The organism is Afipia sp. Root123D2 (assembly GCF_001425835.1).
Lineage (GTDB): Bacteria > Pseudomonadota > Alphaproteobacteria > Rhizobiales > Xanthobacteraceae > Afipia.
Genome location: NZ_LMDP01000003.1, coordinates 177,871 through 196,236, shown reverse-complemented (window position 1 = coordinate 196,236; position 18,366 = coordinate 177,871). Strand labels below are relative to the sequence as shown.

The 18,366-nt window shown below is 60.1% G+C and carries 16 protein-coding genes and 1 pseudogene; 7 read left to right on the top strand and 10 right to left on the bottom strand.

Annotated features, from left to right (window positions below; translation table 11 throughout):
* Positions 1–276: 276 nt before the first annotated feature.
* The 6 genes and pseudogenes from ASC80_RS16155 to ASC80_RS16130 all read right to left on the bottom strand — a co-directional run bounded on the left by ASC80_RS16155 (position 277) and on the right by ASC80_RS16130 (position 8,375).
* Positions 277–2,016, bottom strand: a complete 1,740-nt coding sequence (locus ASC80_RS16155; RefSeq protein ID WP_006022640.1) for a phospholipase D-like domain-containing protein — start codon at positions 2,014–2,016, stop codon at positions 277–279.
* Positions 2,013–5,456 carry a DEAD/DEAH box helicase gene (locus tag ASC80_RS16150; RefSeq protein WP_006022639.1) on the bottom strand — a complete coding sequence of 1,148 codons (3,444 nt, stop codon included), beginning with the start codon at positions 5,454–5,456 and terminating at the stop codon, positions 2,013–2,015. Before ASC80_RS16150 ends, ASC80_RS16155 begins: the two co-directional genes overlap by 4 nt.
* Before the next feature lie 234 nt (positions 5,457–5,690).
* Positions 5,691–6,758, bottom strand: a pseudogene (dinB, locus tag ASC80_RS16145) (DNA polymerase IV).
* Positions 6,755–7,480: an SOS response-associated peptidase gene (locus ASC80_RS16140; RefSeq protein ID WP_006022636.1), complete on the bottom strand. Its 726-nt coding sequence runs from the start codon at positions 7,478–7,480 to the stop codon at positions 6,755–6,757. Before ASC80_RS16140 ends, dinB begins: the two are co-directional and overlap by 4 nt.
* A gap of 3 nt (positions 7,481–7,483) precedes the next feature.
* Positions 7,484–7,933, bottom strand: coding sequence for a hypothetical protein (locus ASC80_RS16135; RefSeq protein WP_006022635.1), 450 nt, complete (start codon positions 7,931–7,933; stop codon positions 7,484–7,486).
* Between the two features lie 46 nt (positions 7,934–7,979).
* Positions 7,980–8,375 (bottom strand): hypothetical protein, encoded by a 396-nt coding sequence (locus tag ASC80_RS16130; RefSeq protein ID WP_024337238.1) that lies wholly within the window; start codon positions 8,373–8,375, stop codon positions 7,980–7,982.
* A gap of 145 nt (positions 8,376–8,520) precedes the next feature.
* On the opposite strand from ASC80_RS16130, the gene ku reads away from it, so the two are divergent.
* From ku to ASC80_RS16110, 3 genes are all read left to right on the top strand, one after another.
* Positions 8,521–9,453 carry a non-homologous end joining protein Ku gene (ku, locus tag ASC80_RS16125; RefSeq protein WP_006022633.1) on the top strand — a complete coding sequence of 311 codons (933 nt, stop codon included), beginning with the start codon at positions 8,521–8,523 and terminating at the stop codon, positions 9,451–9,453.
* 284 nt (positions 9,454–9,737) lie between these two features.
* On the top strand, positions 9,738–10,244 hold the full coding sequence (locus tag ASC80_RS16115; protein ID WP_028145790.1) for an NUDIX hydrolase: 507 nt from the start codon (positions 9,738–9,740) through the stop codon (positions 10,242–10,244).
* Positions 10,241–10,705 carry a metallophosphoesterase family protein gene (locus tag ASC80_RS16110; RefSeq protein WP_006022631.1) on the top strand — a complete coding sequence of 155 codons (465 nt, stop codon included), beginning with the start codon at positions 10,241–10,243 and terminating at the stop codon, positions 10,703–10,705. Before ASC80_RS16115 ends, ASC80_RS16110 begins: the two co-directional genes overlap by 4 nt.
* 52 nt (positions 10,706–10,757) lie before the next feature.
* Here the strand turns inward: ASC80_RS16110 and ligD (ASC80_RS16105) are convergent, their stop codons facing one another.
* A complete protein-coding gene (gene ligD / locus ASC80_RS16105) occupies positions 10,758–11,705 on the bottom strand; it encodes a non-homologous end-joining DNA ligase (RefSeq protein ID WP_006022630.1) in 948 nt (315 codons plus the stop codon).
* A 138-nt stretch (positions 11,706–11,843) separates the two neighbouring features.
* Here ligD (ASC80_RS16105) and ASC80_RS16100 point away from each other — a divergent pair, with 138 nt between their 5' ends.
* A complete protein-coding gene (locus ASC80_RS16100; protein WP_006022629.1) occupies positions 11,844–12,446 on the top strand; it encodes a hypothetical protein in 603 nt (200 codons plus the stop codon).
* A gap of 95 nt (positions 12,447–12,541) precedes the next feature.
* Here ASC80_RS16100 and ASC80_RS16095 read toward each other — a convergent pair whose 3' ends face one another.
* Both ASC80_RS16095 and ligD (ASC80_RS16090) read right to left on the bottom strand, forming a co-directional pair.
* Complete coding sequence (locus ASC80_RS16095; protein ID WP_006022628.1) at positions 12,542–12,745, bottom strand: hypothetical protein; 204 nt, start codon at positions 12,743–12,745, stop codon at positions 12,542–12,544.
* A 353-nt stretch (positions 12,746–13,098) separates the two neighbouring features.
* Positions 13,099–14,019 carry a non-homologous end-joining DNA ligase gene (ligD, locus tag ASC80_RS16090; protein ID WP_006022626.1) on the bottom strand — a complete coding sequence of 307 codons (921 nt, stop codon included), beginning with the start codon at positions 14,017–14,019 and terminating at the stop codon, positions 13,099–13,101.
* A 104-nt stretch (positions 14,020–14,123) separates the two neighbouring features.
* Between ligD (ASC80_RS16090) and ASC80_RS16085 the strand changes: the two genes are divergently transcribed.
* Positions 14,124–14,312 carry a DUF3606 domain-containing protein gene (locus ASC80_RS16085; RefSeq protein WP_006022625.1) on the top strand — a complete coding sequence of 63 codons (189 nt, stop codon included), beginning with the start codon at positions 14,124–14,126 and terminating at the stop codon, positions 14,310–14,312.
* Between the two features lie 25 nt (positions 14,313–14,337).
* Here ASC80_RS16085 and ASC80_RS16080 read toward each other — a convergent pair whose 3' ends face one another.
* A complete protein-coding gene (locus tag ASC80_RS16080) occupies positions 14,338–14,616 on the bottom strand; it encodes a hypothetical protein (protein ID WP_006022624.1) in 279 nt (92 codons plus the stop codon).
* A 571-nt stretch (positions 14,617–15,187) separates the two neighbouring features.
* On the opposite strand from ASC80_RS16080, the gene ASC80_RS16075 reads away from it, so the two are divergent.
* Together ASC80_RS16075 and ASC80_RS24040 are read left to right on the top strand one after the other, a co-directional pair.
* Positions 15,188–16,150, top strand: a complete 963-nt coding sequence (locus tag ASC80_RS16075; protein WP_024337240.1) for an ArdC family protein — start codon at positions 15,188–15,190, stop codon at positions 16,148–16,150.
* Positions 16,151–16,247: 97 nt separating this feature from the next.
* Complete coding sequence (locus ASC80_RS24040; RefSeq protein ID WP_006018709.1) at positions 16,248–18,362, top strand: ParB/RepB/Spo0J family partition protein; 2,115 nt, start codon at positions 16,248–16,250, stop codon at positions 18,360–18,362.
* The last annotated feature ends 4 nt before the right edge of the window (positions 18,363–18,366 follow it).

Below are 18,366 nucleotides of genomic sequence, written 5' to 3'. Positions count from 1 at the left end.
GGGCTGCCCACCCGGCTAAGCACTGCAAACGGGTTGCGTTATGACGGCGTGGCTTTCACGACGGCAGATTTTTGGGGGTCATACCGATCTTCGTCGTAGTCTGTAGGAAAATCGGCGAGCTCGGTCTGCTTTGTATTTATCAGGCGTTTTGGCTGCGCCTGATGATAGATGGCGAAAGGTTCTCTTTCCACCTTGAACAAAGAACTCAGCAATTTCAGCGCAATTGGCGCGCAGCGCGTTGACAATTTGGACGCAGCCCAAAATACGTGTCAGATACTAATCGTCGAGTTGACTCTCGAACTTCATTAGGAGGAACTCGGCTATGCCAGGCCCTTCCAAATGGAGGCCGATCTCGTCGAGAGGATTATCCGGTGAACCCGACTGAGAGCCCCAATTCATCGTGCTCACCACGACGTGATCTCTGTCCCACAAAAGAAACTTTGCATGGACTTGCGGATCCTCCACGGCGATCAGATCGACTACACCATGTAGCCGTTCGCGGTGGGCCTTGACGTGCCGCCGTTTGATCGGCCCGGTCTGGCGCGAGTAGTAAACACGGACGTCGTCGAGTCGGCGTCCTGCGATTTCGGCGGGGTTAAAGATCGCCGGCACCATGGGAGCTCCGACCTTGTTGGTACAGCAGACAAATCGCTCTTCGGCTTCGTGAGCAACCCTCCGAATCAATCGCTCATGATCGTCAGCCTGGAGAATGCTCATCCGAACTGGAATACTCCCTCCAGCATCGGCGCTAGATGTTAAGGCGCTCCGCGAGCGCCTTAAATCCGATGCTATGAATTGGAGCGTCTCAATCGAACGGCTGGCGCTTGAAAGAGGTGACACGATAGAACGCAAAAGATCCAGGCCCGCCGCGGCCGCGCGGTTCTCTGTCAGCTCGACAGACACCTCCAAGGCAGAAAAGGGCGACGACAGCCAATTGGAGGAGCCGAGCACGACGACAGCGCCGCCGTGGCCGTCATCCGCGGCAAGGCATTTCACATGGCTTCGAACAGAATCGCGCTGCGTGAACACAAAGCCACGCGCGCGACGGACCGACGAGAGCCGCATATTGAGCTCCTGCATCGCGATCGCGTTCTTTCTGTCGGTGTCTAGCGCAGTACCGTAGAACAAGTGGCAGCGCACGCCACGCTGCGCAGCCTGTTCAAGAGCTTTTCGAATGCGTTCATGTTGCTCCGTGTATTTTTCGCCGTGAGGCGTCACAAAAGTCGAAAGTACGAAAACGTCTTCCTCGGCCTGACCCACGATGCGTTCGAAGCATTCGAGATGCTGTTCGCCGCCGACGATCAATTGATCGGTGCCAATCATCGTATCGACGGTCACTGACCGGCTTGGCTGCGGATCGCTAGCTTCCGGCAGAATACCAGTCCTGATTGTTGCTTGAAGAGCGCCGATCAAGTCCTGGCTGGCCCCCTCAGGGAGCAATCCGTTCTTGACGTCGTTCAGTTCGATCGCGAGATATTTTCTTTCGAGAACGGAGTTGATCGTTTGAACGCCGCGCAGCCATTCGCCGGGACGGAGCATGCCGGCGACGAGCTGCGTTACGCGGACCGCCATTGTGTCATCGGTCTCATCTGGGCCCGGAGGAAAGTTGACCTTGTGATCTGTATGGGTCATCCGATAGAGTGGAGCGGTCTCGACGTCGCGGTTGCGAAAGACCGAGTGTCCGACCTTCTCCAGCACTAGACTGATGTGAATCTCCCGATCTTCAGTTCGCTCCGGCAAGGCGCCACCCAACCGGATGAAGTCTTGACCGACGCCGCTTGTCGCCAATTGAGGGACAGGAGCCAGGCGAAGCTCGACCAGGCCGAACTGCATCAACCGCGCGATGGTCGAGCCCGCGACCTGGCTTGGAATCCCGAGCGACGTTGCCACCTCTTCGATCGTTTCTGGGGTGCGATCGAGCGCGAGCAGGATCATTTCTTCGATTGGACTCCATCCCCATGTGCGTTGAACGATGGCGCGCGCGCGATAGTGCCAAGCGGGAAGGTAGATTTTCACGCCGGAAGCCTCCCGTTCTCGTCGATCGCGACGATGGATGCGCCTTTCACCTTAATGCTAGGAGCATCCTTCCTGACGAGCTCGTAATCGGTCCCGGCGAGGGTCGCGAGCTCCTTCAGCATCTTTCGTAGGAATTCAAGATCGTCCTTTTTTGCATCCGGATCGATTCCTTCGACCACTTCGCGAATGAAGCGCTGGCTTGTGGCAAGAATCAGCTTTTGCTTGGCGCGGCTGAGCAGCACATTCATGCGCTGTGGGCTTTTGACGAATCCGAGCGCGCGCGATCCCACCATGACATTGTTGCGCGTAAGGCTGGCGGCCACGACATCGGCTTCGCCACCTTGGAAGCTATCGCTGGTAAAGACGAACTCACCATTACTGCGCGGGCTCGCGAAGCCGAACAAGGTCTTGTCTTTCCTGACTTGGCCGCGCAGTAAGCGCTTGAACCATCTCACCTGCGCCGCGTAGGGCGAGATGATCACGAGGGTCGGTCGGCGGCCGTCCGCGCCAACTATCGGCCGCAACCCTTTCAAGGCCGCTATCAAGGCCTGCGCCTCAAGCTCGTTGCGGAATGATCGCTCCACTTTGTGTTCGAAATGTCGCCGTTTTGACATGCTGAGGGGCGGAAAATCGAGAAGAACGATTGGAGAGGTGAGGTACGCGACCGTGGACGTGACCGTTAGCGTGCGACGCTTGACGCGGTCGGAGGGAGCGAGCTTTCTGTCATAAAAAGTATTCGAGACGAGATCGCCGATGGCGGGGTGCATGCGGCTCTGTTCCAGCAGCGTGTTGACGATCGTGCTCGGACGCCCCGTGTCCTTTTCGCGCTCAATTTCGCGCTCAGCTATTGATCGAAACGGTTCTTCAAGACGCGCCGCTGTTGCGAGAGCCTCCCTCATCAGATGTTCGCTCGACTTAACTGTATCAAGCGCCTCAGTAACTTCCGGCGGTAGATCGGAGATGGTTTCAAGCCGCTCCTTCGCGTCCCGCAGCAGATCAACTGCGCGCTCGGGATCGTAGAATTGTTGCCGCTGGGCGGCATCGAATGGAGAGAGTTGGTTGTGATCGCCAACCATGATTCTTCTGTTGCCCAGCAATAGCGCGCCGATCAGTTCCGCACCGTTGGCGCGGGCCGCTTCTTCGACGATGACCCAGTCGAATTGATCGCCATCGGCAATCATCTCCTCGATGATGTGCGACGATGTCGTGGCAAGCGTGACATCGGAAGAGCGCAGCAGCAGATTGTCGGTATCGCGAAATACGCGTTCCGCAACCGTCGCTTCCGACGCATCAACGGGCCGGAGCGCCTGCTTGATTTGATAGCGTTGGTTGACCATCATGCTTTCAGCGGCGTGGTCGACCGTCGAAACGGACCTAAGAAGATCAACGGAGCTCGCACGCAAGGAGCTGACTTCATCGGTCGATCGTGTCCGCTCGACACGAACGACGATCTTCGTGCCGCTCGCCAGTGTCGCCTTGAGTTCGTCCTCCATTTGAATCAAGGTCTCGTGGTTTTGCGCCGACACTAGAAGCCTTGCGTCCGGTGTTTTGTCCAGAATGCTTTTGACAAGATTCGAAATTAGGAACGTCTTGCCGACGCCAGGAGGGCCAACAACGACATTGATGGACTTGCCTGATACGATTGCGTCCCATGCCACCTTTTTCGAACCGTCCATCTCGTCCGGCGGCACCGCATTCGGGGTCGCAATATCACGTAATACTTCGTCCAGCGCGACCTGCGCCGGATCGTCAATCGCTCTCAAGAGTTCAATATTCGTCCGGGCCGCCACAATATTTTGAAGGCGGCGGCGAATTGCGCGTTCAAATCCACCATCTCTTCGAGGACGAAGAAAAAGAAGCTGCCCCGGTACAACAGCTTCGCTTGTCGCGAACGTGAACGGTAGGCGGCCGTCGACGACACCGCCCGTTCCCTCATAACTGAGTTCCGGAAATCGCTCCCGATCGCCGGCGAGCGCGTCGCTGCGTGAAAGAGTCCAATTTGGTTTGCCGTCGTCGTACTTCAATTCGCGCGCCAAGGCGTCGTATGCCGGGCGCAGTCCCATCAGCTTGCGTCGCATGTCCCGGTCGGGATCTTCGCGGGAGGCGATCCAGGCCAAATCTGAATCCCCGCCGGACGGCGGGTGAAGCACTTCGACGGGATAGATTCGGAATTGCTCCCGCAGCCAAGTAAAGGCTTCGAGAAGAATGAGGGCGTACCAAGTGGGAATCTCTTCGACTGATCGGCTCACTCCTGTTGTGACACTCGCGTCAATCCACGGTTTGGCGCCAGGGCCAAGCCTGCGTACTCGCTCTTCGGCGCTTCTCCGAGTTCGCGCAAGATGAATCCGGTGGCGAACCTCGACGGCATCATAGATGTAGTCGTCAGGCCGCCTCTTGTTGGCGTTCTCGATCATGCCGACATAGTCATCGATGACTTTCACGCCATACGCGGCAAGGTCGGTGACGATACGCACGAAGGCCTCATCTACGACAACAGTGCGTACCGTTGGTCCGCTGAGATCCTCTTCGACAAAACGGAGGACCGCATCCCTATCGTCAGCCGGGATGGTGCCCGATGTAAGCGATGCAAGGTCGCTTTGGGTAACCTGGGTGGAAGGGTAGAGAATTAGCTCGCCTTCGCCGCTTGACCCCGACCGGTCAAGATCGGCCACGACCTCGGCGATCTCGTTTAGCACGATACTTCCGTCGAAAAGCTGGTAGCGTGGCGGATCGGCAAGACGATTAAGCATGCGTCGCTCGATCGACAGCAGGGAAGGACCGCCGCCGTCCTCGGTCAGGCCGAGGATCCGCGACGCTGCCTGCCCAAGATCACTCCAGTCCCGGCGAAACGAGACGGTGCCGGAGGGCCGCAGCAGATGTCCCGCGCCGCCCACATCGCCGTCGGCAATGTGTACGCACGCTTCGTAGCCGCCGAGTCGGAAATCCTCTTTTTCATCGCTATGCGAAAAGATCGTATGTTCGCTGACAGCGCCGTGCACGATGCCCGCATCATGACAAAGTGCAAGTCCTTCAGCTACGCGCAAGATATTGCGCCAAAACATCTTGCGGCCGGTCGTCGTAAGCAGCCGGCCTTCTCGCGCTCGAACCCTGTGCAATGACCCGCAGATCGGACTGCCAGGATCAACCATTAAGATACCGATCTCTTCCTGGTCCTCGACGATCTCAAGAACCTCGACCAATAACTGGCGCGCACGGCGTGACGACAGAACACGCCGGACACGCCTGAGGCCGTGCGTGATGAGCCGCTTCAGGTCCTCGTCCAGCGGGGTTCCGGTCTTCTTGAACAGACGAAGAAGATAGTCCTCGCCGTCGGCGATGCCGGTGGCAAAACGAAGTTGAGAATTCCAACCTTCGGTGCCGCTCGAAAACGCGGTATCAGCAAACTTGAATCGTGCGTCGAGCGTCGCTTTGCCTTGCATGGTAGCTCGCGCCATAGCGCCGTAATCCATCCTTGAAACAGTACAAATGCGGTGATTCGTATATGATAGCGCAGTATATGCTTTGGGTCAGAGTTATCGACTGCAAAGCGATATTTTGCGCGTTTTCCCAAGCATGCTCTGTGTAAATTGGGGGAGTGGATGGCACCTATTGCAAGCAGCAACGAGATGCGGTTGGACCCGCCAAATCAAGCCAGCATGAGTGGCAATTGATCATCATCGAGCCCTGACCCAACAAACCCCCGAAACAGAGATACCGATTAACCGGATCGGCCTCTTTGGCGGCATAAGTTGCGCTAATAGTTCAAGAGCCAGGCTAGAGAGATCGTCCGCGGTGTCGTTCATGCGTACGGACGTGCTGCGAGTGATCAGCTCGAAATCTGAAAAGGATCGCCGTTTGGCCTCGCGCGCCCGTCGCCTCGCAGTGTTGCCGGACCTTGTCGACCAGTGGGCGCAGTTCGATGGTCAGCGCTTCGTGGTCTGCCAAGTCCCGCGAAACGTGCTTTCGGCGCCGACGGACCTTCGGATTCGGTTGGCACGGACAGGACGCTCGTCAATCCCCCGCGAGATCCAGTAATAATACGCCCCAGCTTTCCCAAAATTGGCGTTCATGAACTCGAGCGACTGATTGCGCATATTCATGCCGGTGAAGATGCCAAGGCCATGCATCTTCGCACTGGTCGCCGGTCCGATTCAATGGAATTTGCCGACTGGGAGATCCTGAACGAAGCTCGGCCTCATCTTTGGCGTGATCACGAACTGTCCGTTGGGCTTCCGTTGGTCGGACGCAAGTTTTGCCAGGAACTTATTGTAAGAGATGCCGGCAGACGCGGTCAGGCCTGTCTCGCTCAGGATCTTGACTCTAATCAAGGTCGCGATCTCTGTCGCGATTGGGAGGCCTTGGATGTTCTCGGTGACATCTAGGTAGGCCTCATCTAACGACAGGGGCTCAATGACGTCAGAATGCTCCGCGAAGATTGTCCGGACGTGTCGAGAGACCTCCTTGTAGACTTCGAAGCGCGGCGGCTTTACGAAAATTAGCTCTTTGCATTGCCGTTTGGCTGTCACTGACGGCAATGCCGACCTAACTCCAAACTTTCGCGCCTCATAGCTCGCTGCAGCTACGACACCGCGCTCTTTCGATCCCGCCCACAGCGACTGGCTTGCCACGCAAGTCCGGATTGTCCCGCTGCTCCACTGATGCGTAGAAGATGTCTATATCGACAGAATGATCTTGCGCTGATGCGGTGCTGGCCCCGTTTGGTAGTCGGTCTCGTCCGTCACGTCGTCGGCCCTATTGGGTCTTCCTTGACGCCGCGAGCGACGACCCGGAGGCTTCCGTCCGGAAGCGGCCTTTGCAATTTCAGTACTTCGTCCGCAGGGGCCGTCATCCAGGTCTCGACTTCATCTGGCGTTGTCAGGATCACCGGCATCGCCTTGGGGTGGATGGCGCCGACCTCGGCGTTGGGCTCCGTCGTGAGGAACGCGTAGAGGTCGTTGGTCGTCTCGCCTTCCTTGACCTTCCGGACGGACGTCCAGTTGGTCCAGATACCGGCGAAGCAGGCGAGGGGACGTGTCTCATCGAGCGCGAACCAGATATCACCGCCCTCGGCCTTGTTGAACTCGCTGAACGAGTTGAACGGCACCACGCAGCGATTTTCAGTCCCCAGCCATCGCGTCCAGTGCTTGCTCTTCACATTGCGGATGTTGGTCGTGCCGCCGTCCGGCTCCATTCGCAGCAATTCCTTGAAATCCACTGCCTTGCCCTTGGCCTGCAGCTTCTCGGCTCGCTTCTTCGTGGCGTCCATCAGCGCCTTTGATGACGACGGCATTCCCCATCGCGCCGTAGCGAGCTCGCGGCCCTCCACTCCGTTGCGCACGATCGGTGCCTTGTAGTCGGGAAAATCCCCCGGCATCGGCGCCAGATTTCCAACGTATCGGTTGACAACGCGGAACAGCGCGTTGATCGCGGCTTGATTGGTCGTGATCGAATAAAGATTGCACATCGGTCAGGATTCGGCTCGAGGGTGGCGCGGCTGCCAGGTCAACTGTAGCAGAGTCGCGGATGGACGCCGGCCGGCCTTGGCACATTTGCGACAGCGCAGCCGGCTGGCGAGATCGTGCACGAAGGTGGTCGGCGGGTGCTTCATCGCGGCCAGGTCGACATCGCTCGGCGTCTTGCAGCGCGCGCACCTGATCTCCAGCCAGGGGAAGCCTCCATTTACGGCCTGATCGATGGTCGGCGACGGATCGATCGGTTCGCCGTCACTCCACATCCGCTCGTTCCAGCTTTCGCAAAGCAGCCTGTCGGCTTGCTGGATCATCGCCCCGCCTTTGGCCCGCATCTCCGCCGATTGGGTCGCCAGCATGCTGGCCATCGCGCGTGCCTTGCCGAGCTCTTTCGCCAGAGCCTTGCGATCGCCGCCCGACAAGGGCGTAGGGTGATACTTCGGGGCCATCCAGACATCCAGGCGCAAAGAGATCGGATCGGCAAATCCAGAGCGGCTACGGCGTCTCGAACGCTGGCCAGCACCCGTCTTCTTCATGCCTGCCGGTGCGCTGCCGGCAGGTATTGTCGAGCAGCCGCTGCGCGACGTCCTTCCAGAGCGCGTTGGCGCCATACAGTCGAACGGCATCAGCGGTCTGGATTTCCACGGTCCGCTCGCAGCGGCGGCAGGAGACGCGCAGCACGTGACGCTGAATCTCGGAAAGACGTCGCTGCCGCATCTGAGCCCCGGTCGTGCCGGCGCGTGCGTCTTTCAGGACCGATTCCCAATATTCGGCCGGGAGGGGGGCATCTGGACCCGCAGCGGGCGGCGCTCGTCTGCGGTCGGCTTCAGCGGCCAATTTTTCCATCTGTTTCGGGGTCGGCATGCGCCAGCTCGCGGGTCGGTCGGTCATGCCCGAATTAGAACATAACAAGAACAAATGTCGAGTCCGGCCAGGCAGGCCGATGAGAAAAATCCCGCTGTGGGGCGGGTCGCGATGTCGGAACCAAGCCCGGTCGTTCGTCTTTAATCCGGCATCAGTAATGGAGTTCCCCGCGATGGCCCCCCGCGCCAACTGGAAAGGCTTCCTGCGTCTTTCCCTCGTCACCTGTCCGGTTGCGCTCTATCCGGCCACGTCGGAATCCGAAAAGGTCTCGTTCAACCAGCTGAATCGAAAGACCGGCCATCGGATCAAGTACGCTAAGGTGGATGCCGATACCGGCGAGGAGGTCGACAACGAGGACATCGTCAAAGGCTACAAGGTCGACACGGACACCTTCATCGAGGTGACGAAGGAGGAGCTAGAGAACGTCGCACTGGAATCAACGCGAACGATCGAAATCGACGAGTTCGTCGACCGCAGCGAGATCGATCCGCGATATCTCATTCGCCCCTACTATCTGCGTCCCGACGGTAAAGTCGGGCACGATGCTTTCGCCGTTATTCGGGAAACCATCCGCGAGATGAACAAGGTCGCGATCGGCCGTGTGGTGCTGACCAATCGCGAGCACATCATCGCGCTGGAGCCGTTGGACAAGGGCCTGATGGGAACGCTACTGCGCTATCCTTACGAAGTCCGTTCAGCTGATGAGTATTTCGACGACATTCAGGATGTCAAAGTCACCAAGGACATGCTTGATCTCGCCAAGCACATCGTCAATCAGAAGGCGGGCCATTTCGAGCCGGACAAGTTCGAAGACCAATACGAAACCGCCCTCATCGAACTGATCAATCAGAAGCGCGCCGGCAAACCCATCACCGCGAAAGCGCGTCCCCGCGGCGAGAACGTGGTGGACCTGATCGACGCGCTGCGAAAGAGCATCGGAAGAGAGGGCGCCTCAGCGACAGAGGCACCCAAGAAATCAGGAAAAAAGCCGCGCAAGGCGGCGGCCGGGCAGAAGGAAATGCTGATGCCGATCGCAGGCAAGAAGCCGGCGAAGGAGGCCGCGGCGAAAAAGCCGGCGGCCAAGCCGCAGCGGAAGTCGGCTTAGGTGTCGTGAAGCATCCGGTGACGCCGGACGGCACTCCTTCGTCGTCCGTGGCAGGCTCTGGCGAATGGCAAATCCGTCTCAACGAGGTCACGCGAGATCATCTCGTCGCCGTCTAATGGCGACCCGGCGGGTAGGTGCGTGCGCCAGGAAGGCGGCCGAGCGCGAGGCCGAAGTAACGGTGCATAGGACCGCGGACGAAGCTAAGCAGGCGCTTGGCGAACGCGGTCCCGTATGGCGGGACGACGGCTCGCCGGCTCTCGATTGCTCTGCAAAGTAGGAGCCATATGGCTGCGGTGAAAAAGACTTCCAGGAGATCGACCTTGAGCGCGGGCATTCTCGCATACCGCAAGGGAGGAGCTCGGGGGCTCGAGGTTCTGCTCGTTCATCCCGGCGGTCCGTTCTGGCGTGAGAAGGATGATGGCGCCTGGTCCATTCCAAAGGGCGAAATCGATGCCAATGATGTTCCGGAGAACGTTGCTCAACGAGAATTTGCCGAAGAACTCGGCCCGAGCGCTTCGATTGGTCCACTCCAGGCGCTGGGGGAGGTCCGACAGCGAGGAGGCAAGCGCGTCATCGCATTCGGCGGCGAGGGACACTTTGATCCGGCAGCACTGACCAGCAATACCTTCGATGTCGAATGGCCGCCTCGAAGCGGTCGACGGCAGAGCTTTCCCGAAGTCGACCGCGCGGAATGGTTTGATATCGAGTTAGCGCGGACCAAGATGCTGTCCGCTCAGGTAGAGTTTCTCGATCGTCTTTTGGCGATCTCGGCTGAGAGCGTCGGGAAATGATGTTCAGGATTGGAGTCATTTCGGACACGCACGGCCTGTTGAGGTCCGAGGCGGAGCGAGGCCTGACGGGCGTCGATCACATCATTCATGCCGGCGACATGGGACGCCCCGAGATCGTCGACGCGCTTCGCCGGATCGCACCCGTCACGGCCGTTCGTGGAAACGTGGACAGTGGCAAGTGGGCTCGCGACTACCCCGACACGAAACTCGTCCGTCTGGCAGGTAAGTCGATCTACGTTCTGCACGACCTGAAGACGCTGAAGACCGATCTCGGCGCCGGCTTCGACGTCATCGTCTCCGGGCATTCCCACGTACCGAAGATCGACACGGTCGGTGGCATTCTCTACCTGAATCCCGGCAGCGCGGGACCTCGGCGTTTCAAGCTGCCGATCACGTTTGCGACGCTCGAACTCACGCCTGACGGCATGCGACCGGAAATCCACGACCTTGGAGGCGAGTGAGTGTCGGCGGAGAGTGCATCAATCCTTTTTGCCGGCTTTCGCCGAAGGGAAGCTACTTGCGCGGACGTTCTCGCTCACGCACGACATCCTTCGCCCGCTTGTCGGACCTGAGCCCGAGGTAGACGGGCTGGCGCAGTTCGCCCTTGCTCGTCCACTGCGCAAATTTGACCTCGGCGACCAACGAGGGCTTGACCCAGGTCGTGGCGGCCTCGTCCTTCACTTTGGCAGGGAAGGGTGATTTCGGGATCGTCAGCTTCACGAGCTTGGCGTGGAGGTCTTCCAGGACCTTGTGGCTGAAGCCAGTGCCAACATGTCCGATATAGCGCCATGTGTCGTCTTCCCGCACGGCGAGGACCAGGGCGCCGAAGTATGGTCTTGTACGCCTCGGCGCCGTGAAGCCCGCGATCACCACTTCCTGCCGCTTTGCTGTCTTGATCTTCAGCCAATCCGCCGTCCGGCTTCCGGACGCATACGCGCTGTCGGCGCGCTTCGCCATGACGCCTTCCAGACCCTTCCGCTCGGCCTCGGCGAAGAATTTCATGCCGTTCGCTTTGCGGTGATGGCTGAAGGCGATCAACTTGTCGCGCGGCAGTATTGCCTTCAACCGCTTCTTCCGCTCGAGGAGGGGGTGGTTGCGCAAGTCCGCTGCGTTCTCAAACATGAGATCGAAGGCGCAGTACAGCAGCTTCGCCTCATGGCGCAGCGCGTTTTGAAGCAACTGGAAATGTGAGACGCCATCCTTACCGATCGCGACAAGCTCACCATCGATCACGGCGTCGCCCTTCACGCCCTCCAGCGCTTTGGCGACCTCAATATAGCTGCGGCTGATTATCTTGCCGTTGCGGCTGTAGAGCGCAACTTTGCCCCGCCGGATTTCCGCGATCATCCGGAAGCCGTCGTACTTGTCCTCGAAAACCCAGCTGGGGTCGTCGAACGGCGCCTCGGTAAGCGTAGCAAGCATCGGCTGCAGGCGCTTGGGCAGGGTCGACATCCGGCTCATTCAAGGCCAATCCTTAAGAGCGCGTTGCGAAATGCATGGACGTCCTTCAAGGATTGGGGAACGCTTCGGGGCCGCGTCGTGTTCCGCAGGCATGGTGGCGTGCGAGACGTTGACGATCGACGAGGGCGGATCAGACCGATGGCCAGAAAACTGAAGACCTATCAGACCTCGCTGGGCTTCTTCGATCTGGCGATCGCCGCTCCCTCCATGAAAGCGGCCCTCGAAGCCTGGGGCGCTGACAGCAATCTCTTCCACCAGGGCGCGGCGAAGGAAAGCGACGATCCGGACGTCATCGAGGCGACTATGGCTGCGCCGGGCATCGTTCTGAAGAGACCCGTCGGCTCCAACGGGCCATTCAGGGAGCATGCCGAGCTACCTACCGACCTTGCCAGCGGCAGCTCAAAGAAGACAGGCCGCCGTCAACCGCGGAAGCCTTCTAAGCGGGCCCACGACGATGCGGCCGACCGGAAGGCTGCACTTGCTTTAGAGAAGGAGCAGATGCAACGGGAGCGCGAACGTGCCAAGGAGGAGGCCGTCCGGCAGAAGGAGCGTGAGCGACGGCAGCACGCCGTCGACAAGGCGCAAAGTGCCTTGGACGCGGCCCGTCGCAAGCACGAAGAAAAGGCCGCTGACATTCAACAACAGCTCGAAGTTCTTGAGGAAAGCGCGCGGGACGAGGAAGCGCGTTGGGAAAAGGAGAAGGCCCGGTTGGAAGTCGCGTTACGACGCGCGCGAGGCTAGGTCTCAAAGTGCGACCATCTCGTGTCTTAGCGTTGACGCCTGATTTGCCGCCGAGACCGGAAATTGCCAGACTCTAAACTGCCAAGTCGCGAGCCTTAGCAGTTGCGCTCTTCCCGCAAGATGCGCTCCAGATCATCCTCGAAGATATTTTGCGTTGCTTCAAAGAGAGCCAGGAGCTTCAGAGCTTCTGCGATGTTTGCGCCACCCTTGCGGACCATCCGTTGCTGCCTTTCGACGATCTGACGTCCTTTGGCAACATGGTGACGGGCAAGGATGACACGTTCGGAATAATGAGACATTGGTGGCTCCTGCTGCAGGCGGGAGCGCGATTGGTCTCTCAGTCACCGGTGCCCGCGGGCAGAGTGCCTTTGCCGGTGATGACCAGATCATACTCCGTTTCGCGAATTCGGACACTGTCCAATTCAAGCAGGTCAATCTTGAATGGTGGGTCTCGAGCGGGCGCGCTCAGACTGGGCGCTCGCTGGTAACTATCGGTCGGAAACCGCCCGCCCTGCGGCCTCATTGACCTTTGCGCGGTCCCGCCTGTCCTCCGGAGACAGCTCCATAACCGCTCGATGGAGCTCCGCAGGGATCGTCAGCGGACTATCGAGCGGCTTTTCCGCCCACTCCCAGAAGCGGTCAAAGGCATCCATTACAGATCCTCCCGAAGCCCCCTGAAGAAGGGATGACGGACTTTTCCCTCCGCTGATTTTGCACGGTACTCTATCTCGGCCAGCAGCTTGGGCTCGACCCAGATTCCTTTGTGCGCAATCCGCTTTGCATAAGGCTGCGTCTTGCGGATCAGCGGCTTCAGACGCTTCTGAAGGTCGGCGGCTGATGCCTTGTCGAATCCATGGTCCACCTTCCCGGCGTATATTAGATCGTCGCCCTTACGCCGGCCGACGTAGATGCCGTCCCACTTCGTTCCATCGAGCGCGAAACCCGCAATAGTCAGGGTCTCACGCTGCACGCAGGTCTTCTTGACCCAGTCATTCGTGCGTCCGGCCGGATAGGCGCCGTCCCGGACCTTCGAGACGACACCTTCGAGGCCAAGCTTGCAGGCGTGCGCAAACATCTCGCGGCCGTCTATCGCGAAGCTTTCGCTGAACTGGATGTCGGTGCCGGTCAGGATCTTCTTGAGTTCGGCCTTGCGCTGAAAAAGCGGTAGCTTCCGGATATCTCGGCCGTTCAGATAGAGCAGATCGAACGCCACGAGCACGATGCTCCTCGACTTACCCTTGAGCTCGTTCTGCAGGACCGAGAAGTCGGTCGTGCCATCGGCAGCTGGCACCACGATCTCGCCGTCCACCACCGCAGAGTTCGCCTTGATCCGCCAGGCGTCATGAGCGACCTTCTTGAAGCGGTGCGTCCAATCGTGGCCGCGCCGGGTGGAGATCTTCGCCGTCTCGTTGGCCAGATGGACCTGAACACGGTAGCCGTCGAACTTGATTTCGTGGATCCAGCGCTCTCCCGACGGCACTTTCTCTGTCGAGGATGCCAGGGCCGGTTCGATGAAGGCGGGGAAAGGCGCCTTGACGCCGATAGCCGCCGGCTTGTTACGCTGAAACGCCACTGAAGAACTCCACGCTACAGCCGATTCAAATTGGCACAGTTCGAATCGTTCCGGAACCTGCGAATCCCTGTCGCGTTGCTTCGATGTCCCAACAGGAGGCACCGATGGCGGCAGCGAAGAAGAGCAAAACGGCGCGCGGACGAAAGCAGGACCGGGCGCGGGTGGCAGGCGGGCAGGACTACGAAGTGCAGTACGAGGCGAAGAAGACCGGAAAGTCGGCGCCGGCGGTGAAAAAGGCCGTCAAAAAGGTCGGCAACGCGCGCAAGCGGGTGGAGAAACGGCTAGGCCGCTGAGTAGCAGACGGGTCGGCGTCGGTGCTTAGCGCGGGTCCTCCTCGTCAGGGGGGCATTCTGGGCAGGTATCGCCAATCGAGTCGAGCACGTCGTGAAGCGCGGCCTCCGCGGCTTGACGGGAGACGTCTGCTGGCGGGTCTCGACGGGCAATATCGAAGGCTCGCTCTCGTGCATGCGGATCGGCGCGGTCCTGCATCCAACCATGCTCTTCGCATTCGCGGATGGCGCCCGCTTCCTGGAGCACGTGGATCGCCCAACCCTGCAGTGTCCGTATCGCCGGCCTTCGCTCACTGGTCATCAGCATTGAATAACTCCGAATACACGAATCTAGTGGTCCGCCGTTTGTTCCGGCTGCTAACACAAGGCTGGGATTCTCAGTCAGCAGAGGACAAGGTTTTCGCCCGTTCTGAGACCACTGTGAAATTGCCAGGCTGTTCTCGCAGGATTGCCAGCATCACTTTCGCTCAAGTCTTTTAGTGGTTGTGCGCGTGCGGCCAGGGCCGCACCGGGCTCTCGTGAACCGAGCCGCGCCGCGTCTCGGCCTGCGGCTTCGATCCCTCGCGCCAGAGCTTTGGTGCTCCTCGCCGGGGGCACTCGGAAAAGGGGCTCGCCTGCGGCGATCGTTATCACTGCCCCGTTCCCGGGTGCCCTTTTAACCGGTCTCGTCGCTGCACTCGGTCCCGCGTGCCGCCTTCGGCGTCGCTATGCTCACGCTCCTGCGGGTGCCATTTCTCTTGGGGCGATGCGCCCCTGGCGCACGCCGGATCAGGCCTGCGGCCTAAGGCAAGAAGCTGAGAGTAAGAGTGCAGGCTGGTTTTCCGTGACGGGTTACAATCTGCGAGAGAGGCTCGCGGTGCCCGTCGCGGAGACCCGCGATGTCAAACCCTAATGCTTGCGCGCGCGCCGGCCAGGACCGGGCGAACCTCTACAACGAAATCACCGACAAGATCATCGCCGAGCTTGAGGCCGGACGCGTCCCCTGGGTTCAGCCCTGGGGTACTGCCGCGGCGAAAGCGCCGCTGGCCATGCCGAAAAATGCGTCGACCAACCGGCAATACAGTGGTGTGAACATCCTCATCCTCTGGGGAGTCGTGATCGAACGCGGATTTACCGGTCAAAGTTGGCTCACTTTCCGCCAGGCACTCTCTCTTGGCGGCCACGTTCGCAAGGGAGAGCGCGGGACTACCGTCGTCTACGCGGATCGTTTCGTGCCGAATGATGAAAAGCGCCGCGCCGCCGAGACCGGCGAAGACGCGCAGGCGATCCCGTTCCTCAAGCGATTTACCGTTTTCAACACCGATCAGTGCGAGCAACTGCCCGACGACATTGCCACCGCTGCGCCGCCGCCGCCGGCCGGCCTCATCGAACCGACGGTCGATGCCCTGATCACGGCCAGCGGAATTCCATTTCGGATCGGTGGAGATCGCGCATTCTATGCAACAGCCGAAGACTATGTTCAGGTCCCGCCGCCGCAGGCCTATTTCGAACCCATCAACTGGCACCGTACGGCCTTGCATGAACTCGGTCATGCGACTGGGCACCCGTCGCGTCTCAATCGCGACCAGAGCGGATCCTACGGTACCAAGAAATATGCCTTCGAAGAGCTGGTCGCCGAATTGAGTTCCGCGTTCAGCTGCGCGTCGCTAGGGATCGTCCCCACCGTGCGCCATGCCGACTATATCGGCTCCTGGCTCGAAGTCCTGCGTGAAGACAATCGCGCCATCGTGCGGGCCGCCTCGCAGGCGAGCAAGGCCGCGGACTATTTGCTCGGTTTCGTTCCCGGGTCCATTGAGCCCGCATCGCTGGATTCGGCTGTCGCCGATCACGAGACGGCGTGATGCCTGGCCTCGCGCGAGAGTGAGAGGAGGGGAGGCTGTTCGCGACGGGTTGGAAGCCGAGAGAGAGTCTCACGGCCACCCGTCGTGGAGAGCCAAAATGACGAAAGCCGTACAAAAGATCACGCTGTCCCCTTCTCGGGACATTCCCTTCAACAAGCTCGTGCTCGGCCAGTCGAACGTTCGCCGCGTCAAGGCCGGTGTCTCGATCGAGCAGCTAGCCGAGAGCATCGCGCAGCGTACGCTTCTGCAAGGTCTGAGTGTCCGGGCCGTCGTCGATGCAGATGGCAACGAGACCGGCATGTTCGAGGTGCCAGCGGGCGGCAGGCGCTATCGCGCTCTCGAGCTCCTGGTAAAACAGAAGCGGATGTCAAAGACGCAGGCGGTGCCGTGCGTTGTGCGTGAAGGGGGCATCGCCGAGGACGATTCGGTGGCGGAGAACGATGAGCGGGTCGGCCTGCATCCGCTTGATCAGTTTAGGGCCTTCCAGACACTCCGCGATCTCGGCATGAGCGAGGAAGACATTGCCGCGCGTCATTTCGTGAACCCTGCAATCGTCAAGCAGCGCCTGCGCCTGGCGTCGGTCTCGCCAAAGCTGCATGAGGTCTATGCCGAAGACGGCATGACCCTCGAGCAGCTCATGGCGTTCTCGGTCACGGCCGATCACGCCCGCCAGGAGCAAGTCTGGGAGAATGTCAGCCGCTCCGGTTATGACGAGCCATACCAGATCCGCCGGCTGCTCACGGAGAACACCGTGCGCGGTTCCGATCCCCGGGCCCAATTTGTGGGCCTCGATGCCTATCAGAGCGCGGGTGGCGGCGTTCTGCGGGATCTGTTCGAGCACGACGACGGCGGCTGGCTTCAGGACGTCGTCTTGCTCGACCGCCTCGTAACCGAGAAGCTCAAGGCCGAAGCTGAGACGATTGCTGCCGAAGGCTGGAAGTGGATCTCGGTCGCCGTAGATTTCCCCTACGGTCACACTCAAGGCCTACGACAAATCGAAGGCAAGCCCGTCGATCTCTCGCCTGAGGAGCAGGCCACCATCGATGCGCTGAACGCCGAGCAAGCCAAGCTGGAAGTCGACTACCGGGATGCCGACGAGTTGCCCGACGAGGTCGATCAGCGTCTCGGCGAAATCGAGTCGGCCCTGGCTGCATTCGAAGACCGGCCGATGCTTTACGAACCGGCGGAGATCGCCCGAGCTGGTGTCTTCATCAGCATCGACTCCGAAGGACGCCTCGCCGTGGACCGGGGTTACGTCCGGCCGGAGGACGAGGTGCCGGCAACTGATCCTGATGTCGGGCAGGGCGCCGATGCGTCGTCGACCGAAGGTCTTGAAGTGGGCCCTTCCGTCCAGCGCACGGTCATCGCGGTCGCAGGCGGCGCTGCTGATGCCGAGGAGGATGATGAGGACGCGACCAAACCTTTGCCGGATCGTCTCATCATCGAGTTGACGGCGCATCGTACACTGACATTGCGTGATGCGTTGGCGGGAAATCCAGCGGTCGCGTTCCAGGCAGTTCTGCATAACTTCGTGCTGACGGCCTTTTACCGGTTCGCATCGTCCGGGAGCTGTCTTGAGATCAGCCTTCGCACGCCGAACTTTCCCGCCCAAGCTCCGGGGCTGAGGGAAAGCGTCTCGGCCAAAGCAGTCGAGGCGCGACATGAGGTCTGGAAGGCACGGTTGCCAAAGAGCGAGAACGATCTCTGGGATGCGCTGACGGCTCTCGATGGTGGTGCACAGGCGTCGCTGTTCGCCCACTGTGCGTCGTTTGCGGTCAACGCCGTCCATGAGCCAGCCAATCGCTACAATCAGGGTCGCGTCTCCGCCCATGGCGTTCGCACGCGTCTCGACCAGGCCGATGTGCTGGCGCGCGCGGTCGGGCTCGACATGGTGCAGGCCGGCTGGCGACCGACCGTCGACAACTATCTCGGCCGGGTTACCAAGCCGCGTATTCTGGATGCCGTGCGGCAGGCCAAGGGCGAGTCGTCGGCGCAACTGATCGACCATCTGAAGAAGGCCGACATGGCCAAGGAGGCTGAACGACTTCTGGATGGCTCGGGTTGGTTGCCGGAGCCGTTGCGTCTCCTCGATCCCGATGCGGCGTCAGAGCAGGAGAGCGAGGCGGGCCGGCTGCCCGAATTCCTCGCCGACGAGGAGGATCAGGAGACCGCCGCCGACGAAGATCCGCAACATCTCGACGCGGCTGAGTGATCAT